Source organism: Georgenia yuyongxinii (assembly GCF_006352065.1).
GTDB lineage: Bacteria > Actinomycetota > Actinomycetes > Actinomycetales > Actinomycetaceae > Georgenia > Georgenia yuyongxinii.
On sequence record NZ_CP040915.1, the window covers coordinates 3770528 to 3792571 of the forward strand.

Annotated in this window: 19 protein-coding genes; 11 read left to right on the forward strand and 8 right to left on the reverse strand. The window is 71.9% G+C overall.

What is annotated here, in order from left to right; genetic code table 11:
- Nucleotides 1-48 precede the first annotated feature (48 nt).
- Both FE374_RS17120 and FE374_RS17125 read right to left on the reverse strand, forming a co-directional pair.
- Nucleotides 49-1158, reverse strand: coding sequence for a fatty acid desaturase family protein (locus FE374_RS17120; RefSeq protein ID WP_139930500.1), 1110 nt, complete (start codon nt 1156-1158; stop codon nt 49-51).
- A gap of 198 nt (nt 1159-1356) precedes the next feature.
- Nucleotides 1357-2274 (reverse strand): phosphoribosylaminoimidazolesuccinocarboxamide synthase, encoded by a 918-nt coding sequence (locus FE374_RS17125; RefSeq protein WP_139930502.1) that lies wholly within the window; start codon nt 2272-2274, stop codon nt 1357-1359.
- A 155-nt stretch (nt 2275-2429) separates the two neighbouring features.
- Between FE374_RS17125 and gndA the strand changes: the two genes are divergently transcribed.
- Nucleotides 2430-3884, forward strand: coding sequence for an NADP-dependent phosphogluconate dehydrogenase (gene gndA, locus FE374_RS17130; protein ID WP_139930504.1), 1455 nt, complete (start codon nt 2430-2432; stop codon nt 3882-3884).
- 236 nt (nt 3885-4120) lie between these two features.
- On the opposite strand, the gene FE374_RS17135 is transcribed toward gndA, so the two are convergent.
- The 3 genes from FE374_RS17135 to FE374_RS17145 form a co-directional block, all read right to left on the reverse strand.
- Nucleotides 4121-5395, reverse strand: a complete 1275-nt coding sequence (locus FE374_RS17135; protein WP_139930506.1) for a 4-hydroxybenzoate 3-monooxygenase — start codon at nt 5393-5395, stop codon at nt 4121-4123.
- 101 nt (nt 5396-5496) lie between these two features.
- Complete coding sequence (locus FE374_RS17140; protein ID WP_139930508.1) at nt 5497-6294, reverse strand: IclR family transcriptional regulator; 798 nt, start codon at nt 6292-6294, stop codon at nt 5497-5499.
- A complete protein-coding gene (locus FE374_RS17145; protein WP_139930510.1) occupies nt 6272-7462 on the reverse strand; it encodes a polyprenyl synthetase family protein in 1191 nt (396 codons plus the stop codon). The genes FE374_RS17140 and FE374_RS17145 overlap by 23 nt, the downstream gene beginning before the upstream one ends.
- Nucleotides 7463-8082: 620 nt before the next feature.
- On the opposite strand from FE374_RS17145, the gene FE374_RS17150 reads away from it, so the two are divergent.
- The 7 genes from FE374_RS17150 to FE374_RS17180 are packed head-to-tail and all read left to right on the forward strand — an operon-like array spanning nt 8083 to nt 15160.
- Entirely contained in the window at nt 8083-9267 is a 1185-nt protein-coding gene (locus FE374_RS17150) for an inositol-3-phosphate synthase (protein ID WP_139930512.1), read from the forward strand.
- Nucleotides 9264-10127: an SCO3242 family prenyltransferase gene (locus FE374_RS17155; RefSeq protein ID WP_230978370.1), complete on the forward strand. Its 864-nt coding sequence runs from the start codon at nt 9264-9266 to the stop codon at nt 10125-10127. The genes FE374_RS17150 and FE374_RS17155 overlap by 4 nt, the downstream gene beginning before the upstream one ends.
- Nucleotides 10124-11008, forward strand: a complete 885-nt coding sequence (locus FE374_RS17160; RefSeq protein WP_139930514.1) for a sugar phosphate isomerase/epimerase family protein — start codon at nt 10124-10126, stop codon at nt 11006-11008. Before FE374_RS17155 ends, FE374_RS17160 begins: the two co-directional genes overlap by 4 nt.
- Nucleotides 11005-11700, forward strand: coding sequence for an EboA domain-containing protein (locus FE374_RS17165; RefSeq protein WP_179957331.1), 696 nt, complete (start codon nt 11005-11007; stop codon nt 11698-11700). Before FE374_RS17160 ends, FE374_RS17165 begins: the two co-directional genes overlap by 4 nt.
- Nucleotides 11701-11741: 41 nt before the next feature.
- The gene (locus FE374_RS17170) at nt 11742-12608 is read left to right on the forward strand and encodes a TatD family hydrolase (RefSeq protein WP_139930516.1); all 867 of its coding nucleotides are present in this window, start codon (nt 11742-11744) and stop codon (nt 12606-12608) included.
- A 3-nt stretch (nt 12609-12611) separates the two neighbouring features.
- On the forward strand, nt 12612-13772 hold the full coding sequence (eboE, locus tag FE374_RS17175) for a metabolite traffic protein EboE (protein ID WP_139930518.1): 1161 nt from the start codon (nt 12612-12614) through the stop codon (nt 13770-13772).
- Nucleotides 13769-15160 carry an alkaline phosphatase family protein gene (locus FE374_RS17180; RefSeq protein ID WP_139930520.1) on the forward strand — a complete coding sequence of 464 codons (1392 nt, stop codon included), beginning with the start codon at nt 13769-13771 and terminating at the stop codon, nt 15158-15160. The genes eboE and FE374_RS17180 overlap by 4 nt, the downstream gene beginning before the upstream one ends.
- 21 nt (nt 15161-15181) lie before the next feature.
- On the opposite strand, the gene purD is transcribed toward FE374_RS17180, so the two are convergent.
- On the reverse strand, nt 15182-16477 hold the full coding sequence (gene purD, locus FE374_RS17185; protein ID WP_139930522.1) for a phosphoribosylamine--glycine ligase: 1296 nt from the start codon (nt 16475-16477) through the stop codon (nt 15182-15184).
- Between the two features lie 76 nt (nt 16478-16553).
- On the opposite strand from purD, the gene FE374_RS17190 reads away from it, so the two are divergent.
- Both FE374_RS17190 and FE374_RS17195 read left to right on the forward strand, forming a co-directional pair.
- Complete coding sequence (locus FE374_RS17190) at nt 16554-17468, forward strand: LppM family (lipo)protein (RefSeq protein WP_139930524.1); 915 nt, start codon at nt 16554-16556, stop codon at nt 17466-17468.
- 94 nt (nt 17469-17562) lie between these two features.
- Entirely contained in the window at nt 17563-17868 is a 306-nt protein-coding gene (locus FE374_RS17195; protein WP_139930526.1) for a DUF2249 domain-containing protein, read from the forward strand.
- A gap of 78 nt (nt 17869-17946) precedes the next feature.
- Here FE374_RS17195 and FE374_RS17200 read toward each other — a convergent pair whose 3' ends face one another.
- On the reverse strand, nt 17947-18456 hold the full coding sequence (locus FE374_RS17200) for a pyridoxamine 5'-phosphate oxidase family protein (RefSeq protein ID WP_139930529.1): 510 nt from the start codon (nt 18454-18456) through the stop codon (nt 17947-17949).
- Nucleotides 18457-18561: 105 nt separating this feature from the next.
- On the reverse strand, nt 18562-20403 hold the full coding sequence (locus FE374_RS17205; protein WP_139930531.1) for a phosphoenolpyruvate carboxykinase (GTP): 1842 nt from the start codon (nt 20401-20403) through the stop codon (nt 18562-18564).
- 124 nt (nt 20404-20527) lie between these two features.
- Here FE374_RS17205 and FE374_RS17210 point away from each other — a divergent pair, with 124 nt between their 5' ends.
- A complete protein-coding gene (locus tag FE374_RS17210) occupies nt 20528-22000 on the forward strand; it encodes a helix-turn-helix domain-containing protein (RefSeq protein WP_139930533.1) in 1473 nt (490 codons plus the stop codon).
- Nucleotides 22001-22044: the final 44 nt, after the last annotated feature.

Sequence of the window (22044 nt, forward strand, 5' to 3'; positions counted from 1 at the left end):
GACGGCGCGGCGAGACGTCACAGCCTCGCCCAGAAGCGAACCAGCGCGTCAGACCCGGTACTGCACTGCCAACGGGCAGGCCCACACGTCCAGGCCGCCGCGGCCCACCCGGTTGACGTAGTCATGCACCGCTCGTAGGGACTGCGCGAGAGTGGTCTCGGTGTAGCGCACACCGAGCTCCTCGCAGTGCGCGCGCACGGCCGGGGCGACCTTCCGCAGGTTCGGGCGGGCCATCGACGGGAAGAGGTGGTGCTCCACCTGGTAGTTCAGCCCACCCATGAAGGTGTCGACCCAGCGCCCACCGGAGACGTTGCGGCTCATGAGGACCTGGCGGCGCAGGAAGTCGATCTTCACGTCCGGGGGCACGATCGGCATCCCGATGTGGTTGGGCGCGAAGGCGAGTCCCATGTACAGGCCGAAGACGGCGAGCTGGACACCGATGAACGCGGCGGCCTTGCCGGGCGGGAGGATGTAGAAGACCAGCGCGACGTAGCTGACGAGCCGGACGGTGATGAAGCTGAGCTCGACCCAGCGGCGCTTGACCTTCTCCCGGCCCACCGCCCGCTTGATGCCCTGGACGTGCAGGTTGACGCCCTCGAGGAGCAGCAGCGGGAAGAAGAACCAGCCCTGCTTGGTGGCAAGCCAGCGCGTCAGGCGGGTCTTGCGGGCCGAGGCGTCCTCAGGGGTCCACACCAGCACGCCGGGCTCGATGTCGGGGTCGGCGTCGACCTTGTTGGGGGCGGCGTGGTGCTTGTTGTGCTTGCGCTGCCACCAGCCCAGCCCCATGCCCGCGAAGAGGTTGATGATCACCAGAGAGACCCACTCGTTCCACTTGCCCGAGACGAAGATCTGGCGGTGGGCGGCGTCGTGTCCGAGGAACGCGATCTGGGTCAGCAGGAGTGCGAGGACGACGGCGGTGACCATCTGCCACCACGTGTCGCCGACGAGCACGAAGACGACGGCGAGCGCGAGGCCCGCCGCGGTCAGGCCGATCATCTTGGACCAGTAGTACCCGTAGGCCCGGCGCATGAGGCCCGCGTCCTGGACCCGCTGGGTGAGGTTGGTGAAGTCGCTGACCTGCCGCTCACGGGCGCTGCCCGGAGCGCGCCGCGGGGCCGGCGTCGGATCGGTGGGGGTTTTGTCGAGCGTCTGGCTCATGCCGCCGCCTTGGTGTTCGAGGGGGCGCGACCGGAGCCGCACTGTCGGGCAAGGACACCCGCCACTGCCGAGTGTGGCACGGATCGCACGGTCGCGACAGTCGAAACCTACGGTGCCGTAGCCGGCACCGGACGAGCTGTCCGGCTGCCCCGTCCGGCCGGTCGCGAAGCCGAGACGGGAGCCGCGGCGCTCCGCGGCTTAGGCCACGAACGCCTTGCCGGTGAGCTGCTCGTACGCCTCGACATAGCGGGTCCGTGTGCGCCTGATCACGTCGGCCGGCAGCGGGGGCGGCGGCGCGTCGCCACGCCGGTCCCAGCCCGCGTCGGCCGAGACCAGCCAGTCCCGGACGAACTGCTTGTCGTAGCTCAGCTGCGCCTGACCGGGCCGGTAGCTCGCGGCGCCCCAGAACCGTGAGGAGTCCGGGGTAAGCACCTCGTCGCCGAGGACGATGTCGGGCTCCCCCGGCAGCGGTGAGGCACCGAACTCCAGCTTGGTGTCGGCCAGCAGGATGCCGCGCTCGGCCGCGATCTCGGCGGCCCGGGCGTACACCGCGAGGGTCAGCTCCCGCAGCTGGCGGGCCACGCCGTCGCCCACCCGCTCCGCCGTCTGCTCGAACGTGATGTTCTCGTCGTGCTCGCCGACCTCGGCCTTGGCGGCGGGCGTGAAGATGGGCTCGGGCAGCTTCTGGCTCTCGACGAGGCCGGGGGGCAGCGGCACCCCGCACACGGAGGACGTGGCGGTGTACTCGGTCATCGCCGAGCCGGTGATGTACCCGCGGGCCACGCACTCGATCGGGTACATGCGCAGCTGCCGGCTGATCATGGCCCGGCCCGCCACCGGCGCGGGCACGTCGAGGGAGACGACGTGGTTGGGGACGACGTCCTTGAGCTGCTCGAACCACCACAGGCTCAGGGCGGTGAGGATCTTGCCCTTGTCCGGGATCGTGCTCGGCAGTACGTAGTCGTAGGCGCTGATGCGGTCCGAGGCCACCACCAGCACGACGTCGCCCGCGGCACCGGCGGAGGCGTCCTGCGGGACGTAGAGGTCTCGGACCTTGCCCGAGTAGATGTGCGTCCAGCCCTCGAGGTCGGGGTGGGCCCCCGCGGCGGTCGTCATACCTGCCATCTTGGCAGCCCGCCGGCGACGGCGTCCGCCCGGTCCCGGCATACGACCCCGGGGCAACTCATGGCACCCTGCAGCGCTCGGTGGGGCCGACGCGTACCGTTCCTGGCGAAGCGACCCTGCCCAAATGCCCTGGAGGATGAAGAGACATGGCAAGCGAGAAGCCCGTCGGTGTGGCCGACATAGGCGTGACCGGCCTGGCAGTCATGGGATCGAACCTGGCCCGCAACTTCGCCCGCCACGGGCACACCGTAGCCATCCACAACCGCAGCTACGCCAAGACCGAGCGCCTGGTGTCGGAGCACGGATCGGACGGCACCTTCGTGCCGTCGGAGTCCGTCGCGGAGTTCGTCGCCTCGCTGGCCAAGCCGCGCGTCGCCGTCATCATGGTCAAGGCGGGCGCCGGCACCGACGCCGTCATCGACCAGCTCGCAGAGCACATGGAGCCCGGCGACATCATCGTCGACGCCGGCAACGCGCACTTCCCCGACACGATCCGCCGCGAGCAGGCGCTGAAGGAGAAGGGCCTGCACTTCGTGGGCTCGGGCGTCTCCGGCGGCGAGGAGGGCGCGCTGAACGGCCCGTCGATCATGCCGGGCGGGACCAAGGAGTCCTACGACCGTCTCGGGCCGATGCTGGAGTCGATCTCCGCGCACGTGGACGGGGTGCCCTGCTGCACCCATGTCGGCCCCGACGGCGCCGGCCACTTCGTCAAGATGGTGCACAACGGCATCGAGTACGCCGACATGCAGCTCATCGCCGAGGCCTACGACCTGCTTCGCCTGGGGCTTGGTGCCTCCGCCGGTGAGATCGGCGACATCTTCGAGGAGTGGAACTCCGGCGACCTCGAGTCCTTCCTCATCGAGATCTCCGCCGACGTCCTGCACCACACCGACCCGCAGACCGGCAAGGCGTTCGTCGACATCATCCTCGACCGCGCCGAGCAGAAGGGCACCGGTCGCTGGACCGTGCAGAACGCCCTGGACCTGGGCGTCCCGGTCACCGGCATCGCCGAGGCAACCTTCGCCCGTGCCCTGTCCGGCTCCGTCCCGCAGCGCGAGGCCGCCCGCGGTGTGCTCCCCGCCCACGCCGGCACCTGGGACGTGACCGACCGCGACGTGTTCGTCGAGGACGTCCGCCAGGCGTTGTACGCCTCGAAGGTGGTCGCCTACTCCCAGGGCTTCGACCAGATCACCGCCGCCTCGGAGGAGAACGGCTGGGGCATCGACCGCGGCGCCATGGCCCGCATCTGGCGTGGCGGCTGCATCATCCGGGCCCGGTTCCTCAACCGCATCACCGAGGCGTACGAGCGCAACCCCGAGCTGGCGCTCCTGCTCGCCGACGAGTTCTTCACCGACGTCATGGACAAGGGCGTGGCCTCCTGGCGGCGCGTGGTCTCCCAGGCCGCGCTCAACGGCGTGCCCACGCCGGTGTTCGCGTCCTCGCTGAGCTACTACGACGGACTGCGCGCCGAGCGGCTGCCCGCCGCGCTCATCCAGGGTCAGCGTGACTTCTTCGGCGCGCACACCTACCAGCGCGTGGACACCGACGGCGTCTTCCACACTCTGTGGACCGGCGACCGCTCGGAGGAGAAGCAGTCCTGAGCTCATAAGAGACACCACGACGGCGGCCGGTCACCCGGCCGCCGTCGTCGTCTCTGCCCTGGCCCCGGCCCGAAACGATGCTCGGCACTCGACCGCTACACGACACGGCGAGCGCCACAGCTGCAACTGTGGCGCTCGCCGTGTCGTGTAGCGGTCGGTGACGGTGGCGTCGAGAAGCGACGCCGAGGTGATGACATGTCGCGGAGAAGATGACATCTCGCGGGGATGAGACCGGGTTACCGGGACGGCGACATGTCGCCGCTCCCCCGCAGCTGGCTCGCCAGCACTTCGCCCAGCGCCGACGCCGGGTCCAGGTACCCGGGCGCCGTCGGGATGAGCGACCACCCGGTGTACGCCTCGGCCAGGTACGTCGAGCCGGCCCGCGAGGTCGTCACCAGGTCGAGCTCGCCGAGCTGACGGCGGTTGTCGAACGAGTTGGCGTCGGGGTGGGTGTGCAGCATCGACGTCATCCACCAGGAGAAGTGCTGCGCCTTCCACACCCGGCGCAACGCCGTCGTCCCGTAGGTGGCGAGCAGGTCGTCCTTCCCCTCGCGGTAGTGCCGTTCGAGCGCCCTGGCCAGCACGCTGACGTCGCCCGCGGCCAGGTTGAGACCCTTTGCGCCGGTGGGCGGCACGGTGTGGCCGGCGTCCCCGGCGAGGAAGAGCCGGCCGTGCTGCATCGGCTCGCAGACGTAGGAGCGCATGGGGATGACGGTCTTGTCGACGATCGGCCCGTGCGTCAGGGCGAAGCCCGGGGCCGAGGTCCGCCTGTCCAGCTCGTCCCAGATCTGCTCGTCGGTCCAGCGGTCGGGGTCGTCGCTCGGGTCGCACTGGAAGTACATGCGCTGGGTGGTGGGCGTGCGCTGGCTGATCAGCGCGAAGCCGTGCGGGGAGTGCGCGTAGATCAGCTCGTCCGCGCTGGGCGGTGCCTCGGTGAGGATGCCGAACCAGCCGAAGGGGTACTCGCGGAAGTTGTCGGTGCGCAGCTCGTCGGGGATGGCCCGCTTGGAGATGCCGCGCGACCCGTCGCACCCGGCGATGAAGTCGCAGCCGAGCCGGGTGCGGGTGCCGTCGGTGTCCGTGAAGACGATGGTCGGGCTCTCGCCCTCGATGCCCTCGAGCTCGGCGTCGATCACCTCGAAGCGCACGTCGAGCCCGCGGGCGGCTGCGCCGTCGGCAAGGTCGGTGAAGACCTCCTGCTGCGGGTAGAGCTGGACCGACCGGCCCACCAGGTCGGCGAAGTCGATCCGGCGCGCCTCGCCGTCGACCCGCAGCTCGATGCCGTGGTGGGTGAACCCCTCCGAGCGCAGCCGCGCGTCGAGACCCAGCGCGGTGATGAGGTCCACGGTTCCCTGCTCGAGGATGCCGGCGCGGTGGGTGTGCGCGATCTCCTCGCGGCTGCGCTTCTCCAGGACCACCGTCTCGATGCCGGCGACGGCGAGCAGGTGGGCGAGCAGCAGGCCGGCGGGGCCGGCCCCGACGATCCCGACCTGGGTGCGGATGTCCAACATGGGGGCTCCTTCGGTGCTCACGGGCGTGCGTGCGCGGCTGCACGTGCATCGTCGCGGTGCGGCGACACTAGGACGTAGGTCACACACCCCGAAGGTTTCTCTCATTCAATGGGAGCAGGTGCGGTGCTGTGCACCACGTACCCGCCGTCGGCCACGACGGCGCCCATGGCCCGGGAGATGCCACGGCCGGCCGCCATCAGAGCGGGCACGAGGGGCCGGTGGTCCTGGGTCATCGGGATGACGATGGACAGGCTCGCGACGACGGCGCCGGTCCCGTCCCGCAGCGGCACGGCCACACCCTTCACGGCGGGGTTGATGGAGGCGGGCGCGACCGCGAACCCCGTGCGGCGCACCGTCGCGACGGTGCGGCGCAGCTGCACCGGGTCCGTCAGCGAGTGCGGCGTGAGCGCCTCGAGCGGCCCGGCCAGCACGGCCGCACGCACCTCCTCGGGGGCGTGCGCGAGGAGCACCAGGCCCGGGGAGCAGGCATGGATGGGCAGGCGGGCGGCGATGCTGCCGATGTTCGCCACCGCCCCGCCCGAGCTGAGCCGCTCGATGTAGAGCACCTCCGTGCCGGCGCGGACCGAGATCTGCACGTGCTGATGCACCACCGACTGCAGGTCCTCCATATAGGGCCGGGCCGCCTCACGCAGCCCGAGCACGCGGTGCGAACGCAGACTCAGCTCCCACAGCCGCACCCCCATGCGTACGCGCTTGTTCTCGTCTCGCTCGAGCAGGCCGAAGCCGATCATCTCCCCGACGAGGCGGTGCGCAGTTGCCACCGGGAGCTGCGCCTGCACGGCGATCTCGGTGACGGTCGCCGTCGGCGTCCGGGCGAACACCTCGAGGATGCGCATGATGCGCGTGAGCAGCGAGTCACCCGAGGTCGACCTGGCCATGGGGTGATCCTCCACCAGGGGCGGGGTGGCATCCATCCTCTGACATCGTCAGGACGTGCCTCTCGGCGTCGGCCAACGTCGCTGCGATCATCCCGGCGATCTCGTCGACCAGCGTCACCACCGTGGACGGCAGGGCCGTCCCGACGAGCGCCCGCTCGACGCCGGCGAGCTGCTCGCGCACCTGCGCCGCCACCCTGGTCGGTGCGTCCGACGCCGCCAGCGCTCGTCGCAGCTTCCTGGCCGTGACCTCGTCCAGGTCCGGGCGACCGAGATGTTCGCGCACCGCCTTCCACGCGGGCGTCGCCCGGGCATGCAGGATCAGGGCGGTGACCTTACCCTCGCGCAGGTCGGAGATGTTGCTCTTGCCCGTCACGTCCACGGGGGCGAAGGTGCCCAGCAGATCGTCGACGAGCTGGAACGCCCTTCCGAGACACAGGCCGAGGGCATCGAGCTCCGCCATGACCTCCGGCGCCGCGCCCGCAAGGATTCCGGCCGCTCCCAGCGGTGCCTGGAAGGAGTACATGGCGGTCTTGGACTGGGCCACCTCCATCGCCTGCTCCATCGTGGTCACGCCCAGGCCGAGCCCGGAAGCCACGTCATCGAGCTCCCCGGCGACGGAGACGAACAGAGTCTCAGCAAGGACGCCCCTGAGGCGAGCGTGCTCTGCAGGGGGCACATCAAGACCGGCGAACAGCTCGTGCGCCATCCCGAGGAGCAGGTCTCCGGCGAGGATGGCGCTGGCCTCCGAGAACCGGGCCGCACCGTCGGCATCGGCGCCGGCCTCGGTCGCGAAACGGAACATCGCGGCGGACAGGTTGGGCTCGCCGCGTCGCATGGTGTCGTGGTCGATGAGGTCGTCATGGACCAGGAAGCCGCTGTGCAGGAGCTCGAAGGCCGCCGCGACCTGGACGGCTGCCTCGTCACGCGTGCCGCCGAGACCCGCGTGGGCGCGCGTGACGATCCGGGCGCGGAAGCGCTTGCCCCCGCACACGGTGCGGGCGATCTCGTCCCAGAGGGCGACGTACCCCGTCCCGAGTGCGAAGGCACGGCGGCGCGCGTCGGCGAGGAGGCGGTCCAGCAGGTCGCCGACGCGGTCACCCGACCTCGTCCCCGTGTGGGCGACGGCGGCGCGCGGTGGCCTGCGCGCCGCCGCCCCCTCGCCGACCATCAGCCCCGCTCGGCCGGGACGTGGAGGTTCGCGCCGGTGGCCGGCGCGTCCACGTCCGGCTCGCGCCCTCCTCGGGTCGCGGCAAGACCCGCACGCGCGCCGACTGCTGCGACCTGTACGACGCCCCACGCGCTCGTCCCCCGGTGCGGCGACCGTTGGGCCACGCGCGGGTCGCCCACCGCAGGCGTGGTCACCACAGTGGCGCGTCCGATGAGATGTCGATGACGCCCAGGTTCACGCGCGGCGGGAGGGGGCGCGACCGATGGCGGTAGGGGCCGTCGTGAGGCCCGACTCGTCGCGAACGGCCCGAAACCAGTGCACGAGGTGCCCGGAGCCCAGCTCCCAGGCAGGTCGTCACCATGCCGAGCGCGTCCACAGCCATCTCCCGACCTCCCTGGCGTCGTTGCACCCCGATAGTGGCGTGATTTCCACCCGGACGATTGCGAAATGCCCTAACGTCTCGCCCATCGGGCACCGATGAGGAATTGTCAACGTCCCGCGCCGCCACACCGCAGGTCCACCGCCGCGCCCGCGGGCGGCGGGCCGTCCGCACACTCCGCCTTCGCCCTCGGGCGCCGCGATGGCGCCTTGCACGGGCGACCTGAACTCGAGGTGATCCGATGTCCACCACCACGGCCGCTGAGGTCCCGACATCCGCGACGACCGGCGTCTGGTTCGTCGGTGCGCGAGGGTCGGTGGCGACCACCGCCACGCTCGGCGGCCTTGCGATCGGCCGCGGTCTGGCCGCCCGTACCGGGATGGTCAGTGAGCTGAAGGAGGTGGCCGTCGCCGGCCTCGTCGATGTCGAACGTCTCGTCTTCGGCGGGCACGACGTCGTCGACACGACCCTCCTCGACCGCGCGTCGGCACTGGCCGCCACCGGGGTGATCCCCACCGGCCTGGTCCACCAGCTCGCTGACGACCTCGCGGCGGCCGACGCCCGGGTCCGGCCGGGTGTGCGTGCGGATGCGGGGCCGCAGCGCGACGCTGCCGAGCAGATCGAGGACGACCTCCACGTGTTCCGACGCGAGCATCAGCTGGACAGGGTGGTGGTGGTGGACGTCTCCAGCACCGAACCCCCTGCCCCACCGCGACCCGAGCTCGCGTCGCTCGCCGACCTCGAGCTCGCCTTGGACAAGAGCGCATCGCCCCTGCCCTTGAGCTCCCTGTACGCCTACGCCGCGTTCAAGGCGGACTGCCCCGTCGTCGCCTTCACCCCGAGCGCGGGCCCGTCGCTCGGCGCACTGGCCGAGCTCGCGAAGGAAAGGGGTCTGCCGTGGGCAGGGCGGGACGGCAAGACCGGCGAGACGCTGGTGAAGACGACCCTCGCCCCCATGTTCGCCACGCGGGCGTTGCGGGTGCGCTCGTGGGCGTCCTACAACCTCCTCGGCGGCGGGGACGGCATGACGCTCGCCGATCCGGCAGCCGCGGCAAGCAAGACCGCGACGAAGGCGGCAGGCATCGAGTCCATCCTCGGCCACCCGGTCGACGGGCCCCTCCACATCGACTATGTCGACGACCTGGGCGACTGGAAGACCGCATGGGACCACGTCTCGTTCGAGGGCTTCCTTGGCACCCGCATGAACCTGCAGTTCACCTGGCAAGGTTGCGACTCCGCGCTCGCCGCACCGCTCGTCCTCGATCTCGTCAGGCTGGTCGCGCGCGCGCACGAGCTGGGCGAGTCCGGGCCCCTCGGCGCGCTGGGCTTCTTCTTCAAGGACCCCCTCGGCGGGTTCGAGCACGCGCTGGCCGCCCAGTGGAGGGCTCTCACGCAGTGGTGCGAGTACCTCGGGACGCTCTCGTGACAACCGCACGGGACCTCGCCGAGCTGGTGCGGCTTCCGGCGGCGCTGACAGTGCCCGGCGACGTCATGGCCGGCGCGGCGGCCGCCGGCTGGCCCGCCCGGCGCGGCACCGCGGCGCTCGCGGCGGGGTCGGTCTGCCTCTACTGGGCTGGCATGGCGCTGAACGACTACGCCGATCGGGACCTCGACAGGATCGAGCGACCCGAACGGCCCATCCCCTCGGGGCGCGTGCGCCCCAGGCACGCCCTGGCGCTGGCCGCGGCTCTGACGGTCGCCGGCCTCGGTCTGGGCGCAAGCGCCGGGCGGCGAGCGCTCGCGGCCACCCTCCCGCTGGCGGGAACCGTGTGGGCGTACGACCTCGTGGCCAAGCGAACCGTGCTGGGACCGGTGGTCATGGGCGCCGCCCGAGGGCTGGACGTGCTGGTCGGGGCCACGGGCCACATCCGCCCAGCCGTGCTGCCCGCCCTGGCCGTCGCCGGGCACACCGCCGCCGTCACCGCGCTGAGCCGCGGTGAGGTCCATGGGACGCGTCCACTGTTCGCCGCGTCGGCCCTGGCCTGCACGGTGGCGACCGCCGCCTTGGCCGGCGCCGGCGCCGTCCGCGGTCAGGGCAGTGCCCCCCGGGTCACCGCGGTGGCGCTCGCGGCCCTGTACGCCTTGAGCGTCGGCCGGGCGCAGGCCGGCGCGGTCCTCCACCCGAACGGGCCCGTCGTTCGCCGGGCGACCGGGGCCGGGATCCGGGGGCTCATCCCCCTCCAGGCCGCCCTCGCCGCCGGAACGGGTTCGCTCGGGAGCGCCGCGGCGCTCCTTGTCGCGGGTCCCCTCACCCATGTCGCCACGCGGAAGATCTCACCGACATGAGCCTGCGACTGGCATACGGCACCAACGGCTTCGGCGACCATCGGCTGGGCGACGCTCTCAGTGTGATCTCCGACCTCGGGTACGCCGGCGTCGCGCTCACCCTCGACCATCCCCACCTCGACCCGTTGGCGCGCGACGCCCCTGCCCAGACCGCACGGGCGCGCCGCCTGCTGGAACGGCACGGTCTCGCCGTCGCCGTCGAGACCGGAGCCCGCTACCTTCTCGATCCCTGGCACAAGCACGAACCGACGCTCGTCTCGGACGCCGGCCGCGAGCGCCGGACGGATCTACTGATCAGAGCGGTCGAGATTGCAGCCGACCTCGGCAGTGAGGTCGTGTCCCTGTGGTCGGGGATCCTGCCCGCCTCGGCGACGCCGCAGCAAGGATGGGACCGACTCCTGACCGGGCTGGCGCCGGTGCTCCCACGAGCCGCCCGCGCCGGGGTCACGCTCGCCTTCGAGCCCGAGCCGGGGATGTTCATCTCCCGCCTCGAGGACGTGGCCGAGCTGCGCCGGCGGCTCGGTGACCCTGACGAGCTGCGGATCACGCTGGACGTGGGTCACCTGTGCTGCAACGAGACCGCTACCCCGGAGCAGTGCGTCCGGACGGCCGGCGAAGCGCTCGCCCACGTCCAGATCGACGACATGCGCAGAGGGGTGCACGAGCACCTCGAGCTCGGCGACGGCCAGGTCGACTTCCCGCCGGTCCTGGCAGCACTGCAGGACGCCGGCTACGCCGGCCTGGTGGCGGTCGAGCTTCCCCGCCACGGGCACGCCGCACCGGCGGTGGCCCGGCGTTCGCTGGACGCCCTGCGGTCGGCCATGGCTGCGGCCGAGCGGCTGCGCCGAGAGAACGCCCACCACGAGGAGGCACTGACATGACGACGACCGGGCACTCGCTCGACGAGGCCGTCTCCGCCGCGCTGCCGGAGGCGGGCCGCGTCCGGCTCGCCGAGCTCATCGAGCAGGTCTGCCGGGAGCCGGCTGCGGTGCACCGCCTGTTTCCGGCGGCGGCGCGGCTCGTCGGCCGCGGCCCCCTCGATCCCGCGGACCCGACCGGGATCGTTGGACCCACTCTCGACGACGCTGTCCGCGGAATTCTGCTCGAGGCGCTCGCGACCGCGAGGGCCGGTGAGCCGGGGGCCCTGCTCGAGGACGTCGAGGCGCTCTACCGCAACGGAGATGCCGATGAGAAGCGGGCGGCGCTCCGGGCGCTCCCCTGCCTGGGGCTCGGTCAGGCCGCACTTCCGCTCCTGCACGATGCGCTGCGCACCAACGACACCCGGCTCGTCGGCGCGGCGATGGGCGACGCGGGCACCGTGCAGCTCGACGCCGCCACCTGGCGGCAGGGTGTGCTCAAGTGCCTCTTCGTCGGCGTCCCCCTCTCCGCGGTATATGGGCTGCGCAGCCGCGCGGACGCCGAGCTCGCGCGCATGGTCGCCGCCTACGCGATCGAGCGGCTCGCCGCGGGACGCGACGTACCGGCCGACGCCCTCCGCGTCCTTGCCGACTTCCCCGACGTCGTCTCGGCGTCCGGTCTCGACGGGTGCCTGCCCGAGCCGGCGCCGCGCTGAGCCGCAAGACCCCACACCGACACCGATCAGCAGGAGGGCCCATGCGCATCTTCGACCCGCACATCCACATGACGTCGCGCACAACGGACGACTACGAGGCCATGTACGCCGCCGGCGTACGTGCGCTGGTGGAGCCGGCGTTCTGGCTGGGGCAACCCCGCACGAGCGTCGGCGCCTTCGTCGACTACTTCGACGCCCTGCTCGGCTGGGAGCGGTTCCGGGCCGCGCAGTTCGGCATCGCCCACCATGCGACGATCGCGCTCAACCCCAAGGAGGCCAACGATCCGCGGTGCACACCGGTGCTCGACGTCCTGCCCCGCTTCCTGGAGAAGGACGGCGTGGTGGCCGTCGGCGAGACGGGGTTCGACTCGATGACGGCGGACGAGGAGCGGGCATTCGTCCGGCAGCTTGAGCTGGCCGGCGAGCACGACCTGCCGGTCCTGGTCCACACCCCGCACCGCGACAAGGCGGCCGGGACGAGGCGCACCCTAGACCTGGTGCGCAGCGTCGGTCTCGAGCCCGGCCGCGTGCTCGTCGACCACCTCAACGAGACGACCGTGGAGCTCGTGGCGGACTCCGGCTGCTGGATGGGGTTCTCGATCTACCCGGAGACGAAGATGGACGAGCAGCGCATGGTGCAGATCCTCGCCGATCGTGGGCTTGAGCGGACCCTGGTCAACTCCGCCGCCGACTGGGGGCGCAGCGACCCCCTCAAGACCGCCAAGACCGGGGCGGCGATGCTGGCCGCCGGGTTCACCGACGCCGACGTGGACACGGTGCTGTGGCAGAACCCCATCGCCTTCTACGGCCAGAGCGGGCGCCTGCTGCTCGACGACGGAACCGAGGCCGGTGAGACGTTCGAGGGCAACTCCGTGCTGCGTGGCGAACGCGTGGCCGTGGAGGGCTGAGTCGTGCGGTTCCGGCACCGGGACGGCACGACCGTCCACCTCGCCTACGGCACGAACGTCCATCCCGCCGAGGACGTCGACGGCCTCATCGCGCAGCTCCACCGGTACGGCGAGCCGGTACGGGCGGCCCTCGGCGTGGATCGCATGGGCCTGGGGTTGTGGCTGCCTGCACCGGCCGCGGCCCGGCTCGTCGCCGAACCTGGCCAGCTCACGCGCCTGCGCGACGCGCTCGACCGGGCCGGGCTCGAGGTGGTCACGCTCAACGCCTTCCCGTACGCCCACTTCCACGCCCCGGTGGTGAAGCACGCGGTGTACCGGCCGGACTGGACCGAACGCTCGCGCCTGGACTACACGCTCGACTGCGCCCAGGTGCTCGCCGCCCTCCTTCCCGACGACGCGTCCCGCGGCAGCATCAGCACCCTTCCCCTGGGGTGGCGCAGCCCGTGGTCGCCGGCCGACCAGGCTGGCGCGCTGGCGCAGCTGGACCAGCTCGCGGAGGGGCTCGCGGCGGTGGCCGCCCGGACCGGCAGGACCGTCCGCGTGGGCATCGAGCCGGAGCCCGGATGCGTTGTCGAAACCACCGCCGACGCCGTTGCGCACCTCGGCACGATCGACACCGAGTACATCGGCATGTGCCTCGACACCTGTCACCTCAGCACGGCCTTCGAGGATCCGGTCGCCTCGGTGGCAGCCCTCGAGGTGGCCGGGCTCCCGGTGGTCAAGGCACAGCTGGCGGCCGCGCTGCACGTGGACCGGCCCGCCGACTCGCGGGCCCGTGCCGCCCTCGCCGGCTTCGCCGAGGACCGATTCCTGCACCAGGTTCGCGAGCTCGACGGTGAGGTCCTCGGCCGGGACGACCTTCCCGAGGCGCTCGACGGCGCGCTGCCCGGTGCCGGCCCCTGGCGGGTGCACTTCCACGTGCCCGTGCACGCCGAGCTCGCCGCACCGCTGGCGAGCACGCGGGACGTCCTCGTGTCCGCGGCGGCGGCGCTGCTCGGCGGTGCCCGCGCCCGGACCGACCACCTGGAGGTGGAGACCTACACCTGGTCGGTTCTACCGCAGGACCAGCGGCCCACCGACGACGCAGGCTTGGTCGCCGGTCTGGTGGCCGAGCTCGGGTGGGCACGGGCCAGGTTGCTGGAGCTGGGGCTGGCGGACGCATGAGGAAGATGGTCGTGATTGACGTCGTCGGGCTCACGCCGCGGCTCCTCGAGCACATGCCGCACGTGCGCGCCGTGGCGCACCGGGGCTACCAGGCGGAGCTGGGGACGGTGCTGCCTGCGGTGACGTGCTCGGCGCAGTCCACGTTTCTCACCGGACTGCCTCCGAGCGAGCACGGCATCGTCGGCAACGGCTGGTACTTCCGGGACCTCGGCGAGATCCTGCTCTGGCGTCAGCACAACGGGCTCGTCAGCGGGGAGAAGGTGTGGGAGACCATCCGCCGCGAGCGCCCCTACACCGTGGCCAACGTGTGCTGGTGGTACGCCATGGGATCGACGGCGGAGACCACCGTGACTCCGCGGCCCGCCTACCACGCGGACGGCCGCAAGGAGCCGGACTGCTGGACCTGGCCTCCGTCCCTGCACGACGAGCTCGTCAGCGAGCTCGGCCCGTTCCCGCTGTTCACCTTCTGGGGACCGGGTGCATCGATCGAGAGCTCGCGATGGATCGTCGGGGCGGCCCGCAAGCTCATGCCGCACCACGACCTGACGCTCGTCTACGTGCCCCACCTCGACTACGACTTGCAGCGCTTCGGCCCGTCCGGGCCCGAGGCGGTCCGGGCCGCCAGGGAGGTCGACGCCGTCCTCGCGCCGCTGCTCGATGACGCCATGGCGACGGCGACCACGGTGGTGGTGCTGAGCGAGTACGGCATCACCGACGTCTCGCGACCGGTGGACGTCAACCGGGCGCTGCGCCGAGCGGGGCTCCTCCACGTGCACACGAACGCGACCGGCGAGCTGCTCGACACCTGGACGTCGCGCGCGTTCGCGGCGGCGGACCACCAGATCGCGCACGTCTACGTCCGAGAGCCCGAGGACGTTCCTCTCGTGCGCGACCTGCTCGCCGAGCTGCCCGGCGTGGCAGAGGTGCTCGGAGAAGAAGGCAAGGCGGCGTACGGCCTCAACCACCCGCGGGCAGGCGAGCTCGTCCTCCTCGCCGAGCCCGACGCGTGGTTCACCTACTACTACTGGCTCGACGACGCGCGGGCCCCGGACTTCGCGCGGCTCGTCGAGATCCACAAGAAGCCCGGGTACGACCCCGCCGAGCTGTTCCTGGACCCGACCGATCGGTGGGTGAAGGCCCGCGCCGCGAAGGCCCTTCTGCGCAAGAAGCTGGGGATGCGCTACACGATGGACGTGGTCCCGCTCGACCCGTCGCCGCTACGGGGCAGCCACGGACGATTGCCGGCCGACCCCGCCGACGGTCCGGTGCTCCTGTGCTCGGACCCGCAAGGTGCCCGGGCTCGGGTGGCCGCGACCGAGGTTCGCGACGTGCTGCTCTCCCTCGCGGGCGCGTCGGCGCCGCGGCCATCCGTGGCCGGCCGGTCCTGACGGTTCGGGACGCGCCGGTGGTCAGTCGGTGCGGCGGCGTGCGCGGGCGATGTCCGTGCGGTGCTGTGCACCGGCGAGGCCGATGCGCTCCACGCCCGAGTAAGCCGCTGCGCGGGCCGCCTCCAGGTCCGGGCCCGTCCCGACGACGCTGAGGACGCGGCCACCTGCGCTGACCAGTGTTCCGCCGTCGCCCCGGGCTGTCCCCGCGTGCAGCACGTGGACGCTGTCCAGCCCGTCGGCGTCCTCGACGCCGCTGATCACGTCGCCCTTGCGGACCTGCTCGGGATAGCCGTGCGCGGCGACGACGACCGTCACCGCGGCCTCGTCCCGCCAGCGCAGGGGCCCGAGCAGATCCAGCCGCCCGGTGGCCGCGGCGTGCAGCGCCTGCGCGAGGGAGGATGCGAGCCGGGGAAGGACCACCTGCGTCTCCGGGTCCCCGAAGCGCACGTTGAACTCGATGACGCGCAGCCCGCGGCTGGTCAGCGCGAGGCCGCAGTAGAGCAGCCCGACGAACGGGGTGCCACGCCGGGCCATCTCGGCGACGACGGGGCGGGCCACCCGCTCGAGCACTTCCTCCGTCAGGCCGGTGGGCGCCCAGGTGAGCGGTGAGTAGGCGCCCATGCCACCGGTGTTCGGGCCGGCGTCACCGTCGCCGAGGCGCTTGAAGTCCTGGGCGGGATCGAGGGGCACGACGTCGCGGCCGTCGCACAGGCAGAACAGGGAGATCTCCGGACCGTCGAGGAACTCCTCGACGACGACGGCGGGCGGGCCGGCCGTCGTCGGGTCGTCGTCGTCGCGGCTCTTGGCCAGGCAGGTCCGGGCGTGGGCGAGCGCCGCGGCTCGGTCGGTGGTGACGACGACGCCCTTGCCGGCGGCCAGCCCGTCGTCCTTGACGACGTACGGCGGCCCGAAGGCGTCCAGGGCGTCGGCTACCTGTTCGAGCGTCGTGCACACGTGCGCCAGTGCGGTGGGCACCTCGGCGGCGGCCATGACGTCCTTGGCGAAGGCCTTGGACCCCTCGAGCCGGGCCGCCTCGCGCCCGGGCCCGAAGCAGGCGATGCCGGCGGCCCGGACGGCGTCTGCCACGCCGGCCACGAGCGGGGCCTCCGGGCCGACGACCACGAGGTCGGCCTCGACCTGGTGGGCCGCGGCGACCACCGCTGCGCCGTCGAGGATGTCGAGCTCGAGATTGGTGGCGATCTGGGCGGTGCCGGGGTTGCCCGGGGCGACCACCAGCCGTTCGGTCTGGGGGTCACGGGCCAGGGCCCGGGCCAGCGCGTGCTCGCGGGCGCCAGAGCCGATCAGCAGGATCCTCACGTGCCCGAGCCTACTGCGGGCCACCGACAGGCCCGACGGGGTGTTCGGCTGTCGGGCGGACCACTACGTTCAGCCCATGACCGCCCCGCGTCCCGGCGCCCGCAGCAGGCTCCGGCTGCTCGTCCTGCCGTTGCTGCTGCTGCTCGCCGGGTGCGTCCGCATGGAGCTCGGCTTCACCATCCAGCCCGACGACACCGCGGACCTGGCGATGGAGGTCGTCGACAAGACCGGGATGATGACGCGGGACGACCTCGACTGCACCGCACTGGCCGCCGAGGTGGGCCAGGCCGGGCTACCGGCGGGCGTCGACTACTCGGTGGAGGACCTCGACGAGGACGGCAACCTCGGCTGCGCGCTCGACGTCGTGGGGGCACCGCTGTCGCAGCTGGCTGCCGAGGGGCTCTCGATCACCCGGTCCGGCGAGCTGTACACGTTCACGCTCGACGGCGACGGCGCGGGTGCCGCAGAGGGCGTCACCGACCTGCCCGGTCTGGAGTTCACGCTGGCGGTGACGTTCCCGGGCGAGGTGGTCGACGACGGTGGCGGCGACGTCACCGGCAACACGGTGACCTGGACCGACCCCGCCGTGCTGAGCTCCGGCGTCACGGCGACGGGCCGGGCGGCCGGGCCGGGCGTGGTCGCCGGGGAAGCCGGGTCGGACGGCGTCGCCGGGGCGCTCCCCACCGGGTCGCTCTCCTGGCTGTGGTGGGCGCTCGCCGGGGTGGGCGCACTGGCGGCGATCGGCGGCATCGTCTTCCTCACCCGGCGCACGCGGACACCGGCCGACGCCGCACCGGCCGGAGGTGTCGCCGACGTGTTCGCCCCGCAGGGGCAACAGGTGCCGGGTGGCGCGTCGGGCGGCTACCCGCCGGGCGCCTACGGATCACCCACCCCGTACCAACCCAGTCAGCCGTCCGACCCTTACCAACCCGATCAGCACCGTCCCGACCCGTACCGGCCCGGTCACCGCACCGATCCGCCGGCGGGGTAACGCACTTCACGCCCACACCTGCGGCACGCGCTTTTACACGGAATACTCCTTCATTAATGTGGTGGTGTCAGTACTCTCTGGAAGGACGTGCCGCATGGCCACCAATGACGTCGAGATCCTCAGCAGCAAGGAAGCACCCCGCTCGGGCGGGTGCGCTTGCGGCGAGCACGACACCGAGATCCCCGCCCTCGATGTGCGCACCATCCCGCACGCGATCCGGCACGCCACCATCTTCGGTGCCCTGAGCGCCATCGCCCCGGGGTTCTCGATGGACCTCGTCGCCCCGCACAACCCCGTGCCGCTGCTCGCCCAGCTCGAGCAGCGTGAGCCGGGCGCCTTCGAGGTGGCCTACCTGCAGGAGGGCCCGGAGGACTGGACCCTGCGGCTGACCCGCCGCTGACGAACGAGCCGGCGTCGTCGACGGCGCCGGCCCGGGGCCACCTTGCTGTGCGAGCCGCGGGGCGTGCCGCCCCGCGGCTCACCGGTCGAAGCGCCAGCGCGTCGAGCGTTCGGCGAAGTCGGGCTGGCGTTCCACGACGGCGAACGCCCGGATGGGGACGAGCTCGACGAGCACGTTCTCCAGCAGGAACCCGGCACCCAACGCCGGGGACACGGGCGCGTACTTGGCGAGGTACCGCCCGATCCACGTCTCGCGACGCTCGTGGTCGCGCACCACCTCCGCACGGCCCTCGAGCGAGAGGCACTCGACGCTGTCGTCGACCGCGACCGCCGCGTGCGGGTTCGCCTCCAGGTCCGCCGCCTTGCGGGAGTGCGGACCGCACGAGAACGCGAACCGGTGCTCGTCGTCGTCCCACACGCCCCAGACGGGCATCGTGTGCACGCGGCCCGACCCCGAGGCGGTGGAGAGCCAGTAGTTGTGGCCCTCGGCGAGCTTGACGGCGGCCCAGGACCACGGCAGCTCGTGCCAGTTCGGGGTGTCTACCCCGTAGTCGGGCATGTAGGGACGTTCGGCACGCGGCTCGCCCATACCGTCACCGTACGTCCGCGCGGAGCAGACGACGAGCCCCGAGAATGCAGGTCACTGGGCAGGCGCCGGCCGGCCCGCCACGGTGGCGGGCCGGCCGGTGCGGCGTCAGTTCGCGAGCCGCTCACGCAGCTGCGCGAGCTGGTCGGTCATCGCGTCGGGCAGGCGTGAGCCGAACTGGCCGAAGTACTCCTCCGTCAGGTCCGCCTCGGCCGACCAGGAGGCCGGGTCGATCGCGAACAGCTCGGCAAGCTCGCTCTCGGTGACCTCCAGGCCCTCGAGGTTGAGGTCCTCGGTGCGGGGCAGCCGGCCGGTGGCGGCGTCGACGGCGCCCACCTCACCGTTGACACGGCGCAGCGCCCACTCGAGCACGCGGGAGTTCTCACCGAACCCGGGCCAGAGGTACGTGCCGTCGCTTCCCTTGCGGAACCAGTTGACCTGGAAGATGCGCGGGGCCTTGTCGCCCAGCTTCTCGCCCATCTCGAGCCAGTGACCCCAGTAGTCGGCCATGTTGTAGCCGCAGAAGGGCAGCATGGCGAAGGGGTCGCGGCGCAGGGCACCCACGGCTCCCTCGGCGGCAGCCGTCTGCTCGGAGGAGACCGTCGCACCGATGAAGACGCCGTGCTCCCAGTCGTAGGACTCGGCCACCAGCGGCACGTTGGTGGCCCGGCGCCCGCCGAAGAGGATGACGTCGATCGGCACACCGCCGAGGTCCTCCCACTCCGGGGCGATGGACGGCGCCTGGTCGGCCCGCACGGTGAAGCGCGAGTTGGGGTGCGCGGCCGGGCGGCCGGCGTCGGGCGTCCAGTCGTTGCCCTGCCAGTCGGTCAGGTGGGCGGGGACCTCGTCGGTCAGACCCTCCCACCACACGTCCCCATCGTCGGTCAGGGCGACGTTGGTGAAGATGACGTCGCGGTCCAGGGCGGCGATCGCCGTCGGGTTGGTGGTCTCGCCGGTGCCGGGGGCGACACCGAAGAACCCGGCCTCGGGGTTGATGGCGTAGAGGCGCCCGTCGTCGCCGGGGCGCATCCAGGCGATGTCGTCGCCGATGGTCTCCACCTTCCAGCCTGGGATGGTCGGGCGGAGCATGGCGAGGTTGGTCTTGCCGCAGGCGGAGGGGAAGGCGGCGGCGAGGTGGTAGACGCGCTCGTCGGGGCCGGTGATCTTCAGGACGAGCATGTGCTCGGCCATCCAGCCCTCGTCGCGGCCCAGGACGGAGGCGATGCGCAGCGCGTAGCACTTCTTGCCCAGCAGGGCGTTGCCGCCGTAGCCGGAGCCGTAGGACCAGATCTCCCGGGTCTCAGGGAACTGGACGATGTACTTGGTGTCGCTGCACGGCCAGGCCACGTCGGGGCGGCTCGCACCGTCGGCCTGGACCAGCGGGTAGCCCACCGAGTGCACTGCGGGGACCCAGTCGGCGCCCCGGTCGATCTGCTCGAGGGCCGCGGCGCCCATGCGGGTCATGATGCGCATGGAGGCGACGACATAGGGCGAGTCGGTCAGCTCGACGCCCACGCGGGAGATCGGTCCGCCGACCGGGCCCATGGAGAAGGGGACGACGTACATCGTGCGGCCGCGCATGGCACCGGCGAAGACGCCGCGCAGCTCCTCGCGCAGGGCGGTCGGCTCGGCCCAGTTGTTGGTGGGGCCGGCGTCGATCTCCTTCTCCGAGGCGATGAAGGTGCGCGACTCCACGCGGGCGACGTCGGAGGGCTCGGAGCGGGCGAGGTAGCTGCCGGGCCGCTTGGTCTCGTTGAGCTTGATGAACGTGCCGGCCTCGACAAGCTCCGCCGCGAAGCGCTCGTACTCCTCCTGGGAGCCGTCGCACACGTAGATCTGGTCCGGCTGCGTCAGCGCACCGATCTCCTGGATCCACGAGAACAGGTCGGGGTCGGTGATCCGGTGGCCGGTCATCGGGATCGTGGTCGTGCGGGGGTCTGTCGCGGTCATGCTTTCCTCCGTGGGTCTGTCCGAACGCCGCCGAGCGCTCTGAGTCCACTCTCCGCCCATTTCCAGCCCCGTTTCAACCCTGTGACGATGTAAAAACCGTGAAAGTTTCGCTATCGTCAACAGCATGCCGTCGACCACGTCCTCCCAGGCTCCCAGACCGGCCTCCGATCCGCTCGTTCTCGGGCGTCGGATCCGGCACGCCAGAACGGCTGCCGGGCTGACGCTGCGCGAGCTCGCCGGAGCGGTCGGCTCGACCATCAGCCAGCTCTCCCTGGTCGAGAACGGCCGGCGCGAGCCTCGGCTGTCGTTGCTGACGGCGATCGCGGAGACGGTGGGCACCACGCCGGCCGAGCTGCTCAGCTCCGAGGCGCCGCCGGACCGGCGCGCCCAGCTGGAGATCTCCCTCGAGCGGGCGCAGCGCAGCCCGGTCTTCGCCGCTCTCGGCGTACCGACCGTGCGGCCGGGCCGGCGCGTGCCGATGGACGCGCTGGAGTCGCTGGTGGCGCTGCACGGTGAGCTGGACCGGCGGGCGCGGGCGGCGATCGCGACACCGGAGGAGGCGCGGCGCATCAACACCGAGCTGCGCCTGGAGATGCAGTCCCGCAACAACTATGTGCCCGAGATCGAGGAGCTGGCCGAGGACTTCGTCCGCTCGGTCGGATACACCGGCGGCGCGCTCACCCACCACATGGTCGCGCAGATGGCCGAGAAGCTCGGGTTCACGATCATCCACGTCGACGACCTGCCGCACTCCACGCGGACCGTCACCGACCTGGAGAACGGCCGAATCTACCTGCCGCCCGCCTCTATCCCGGGTGGCTACGGGCTGCGCTCGCTGGCCCTGCAGTCGATGGCGCACCGGATCTTCGGTCACGAGAACCCGGAGAACTACGGCGACTTTCTCCGCCAGCGGCAGGAGCTGGCCTACTTCACAGCCTGCTGCCTGGTCCCCCGGTTCGCCGCGGTCGCCTTCCTCGAGCGCAAGAAGGCCGCGAAGGACCTGGCCATGGAGGACTTCCGCGACGCCTTCGGCATCACCCACCACTCCGCCGCGCAGCGATTCACCAACCTCGCGACGGCCCACCTGGGCCTGCCGGTCCACTTCATCCGCGCCAACAGCGACGGCGCCCTGTACCGCGGGTACGAGAACGACGGCGTGCCCCTGCCGGCCGACGCGAGCGGGGCCATCGAGGGCCAGCCGCTCTGCCGGAAGTGGGCGGCGCGCGCGGCCTTCGCCCGGCGCAACCGCACCACCGAGTTCTTCCAGTACACCGACACCCCGGCCGGCACCTACTGGTGCAGCACGCAGACCGGTACGAGCACGGACGCGGAGTTCTCGATCACGCTCGGTGTGCCCTTCGCGCACGCGAAGTGGTTCCGCGGCCGGGAGACCGTCCGCCGGGCGCAGTCGACCTGCCCGGACGTGAGCTGCTGCCGCCGCCCGGACCCCGAGCTGGCGGCACGGTGGCGGGAGAAGTCGTGGCCGAGCGCCAAGATGCACGCCCACGTGCTGAGCCCGCTGCCCTCAGGCACGTTCCCCGGCGTGGACGACACCGAGGTCTACGAGTTCCTCCAGGCGCACGCACCTGAGTCCTGATCCCGCGAGATGTCATCTTCTGCCCGAGATGGCATGCAGATGCC

Coding starts and splice junctions, on each gene's coding strand:
- FE374_RS17120 (WP_139930500.1), bottom strand. CDS start 1,158: ATGAGCCAGACGCTCGACAAAACCCCCACCGATCCGACGCCGGCCCCG.
- FE374_RS17125 (WP_139930502.1), bottom strand. CDS start 2,274: ATGACGACCGCCGCGGGGGCCCACCCCGACCTCGAGGGCTGGACGCAC.
- gndA (WP_139930504.1), top strand. CDS start 2,430: ATGGCAAGCGAGAAGCCCGTCGGTGTGGCCGACATAGGCGTGACCGGC.
- FE374_RS17135 (WP_139930506.1), bottom strand. CDS start 5,395: ATGTTGGACATCCGCACCCAGGTCGGGATCGTCGGGGCCGGCCCCGCC.
- FE374_RS17140 (WP_139930508.1), bottom strand. CDS start 6,294: ATGGCCAGGTCGACCTCGGGTGACTCGCTGCTCACGCGCATCATGCGC.
- FE374_RS17145 (WP_139930510.1), bottom strand. CDS start 7,462: ATGGTCGGCGAGGGGGCGGCGGCGCGCAGGCCACCGCGCGCCGCCGTC.
- FE374_RS17150 (WP_139930512.1), top strand. CDS start 8,083: ATGTCCACCACCACGGCCGCTGAGGTCCCGACATCCGCGACGACCGGC.
- FE374_RS17160 (WP_139930514.1), top strand. CDS start 10,124: ATGAGCCTGCGACTGGCATACGGCACCAACGGCTTCGGCGACCATCGG.
- FE374_RS17165 (WP_179957331.1), top strand. CDS start 11,005: ATGACGACGACCGGGCACTCGCTCGACGAGGCCGTCTCCGCCGCGCTG.
- FE374_RS17170 (WP_139930516.1), top strand. CDS start 11,742: ATGCGCATCTTCGACCCGCACATCCACATGACGTCGCGCACAACGGAC.
- FE374_RS17180 (WP_139930520.1), top strand. CDS start 13,769: ATGAGGAAGATGGTCGTGATTGACGTCGTCGGGCTCACGCCGCGGCTC.
- FE374_RS17190 (WP_139930524.1), top strand. CDS start 16,554: ATGACCGCCCCGCGTCCCGGCGCCCGCAGCAGGCTCCGGCTGCTCGTC.
- FE374_RS17195 (WP_139930526.1), top strand. CDS start 17,563: ATGGCCACCAATGACGTCGAGATCCTCAGCAGCAAGGAAGCACCCCGC.
- FE374_RS17200 (WP_139930529.1), bottom strand. CDS start 18,456: ATGGGCGAGCCGCGTGCCGAACGTCCCTACATGCCCGACTACGGGGTA.
- FE374_RS17205 (WP_139930531.1), bottom strand. CDS start 20,403: ATGACCGCGACAGACCCCCGCACGACCACGATCCCGATGACCGGCCAC.
- FE374_RS17210 (WP_139930533.1), top strand. CDS start 20,528: ATGCCGTCGACCACGTCCTCCCAGGCTCCCAGACCGGCCTCCGATCCG.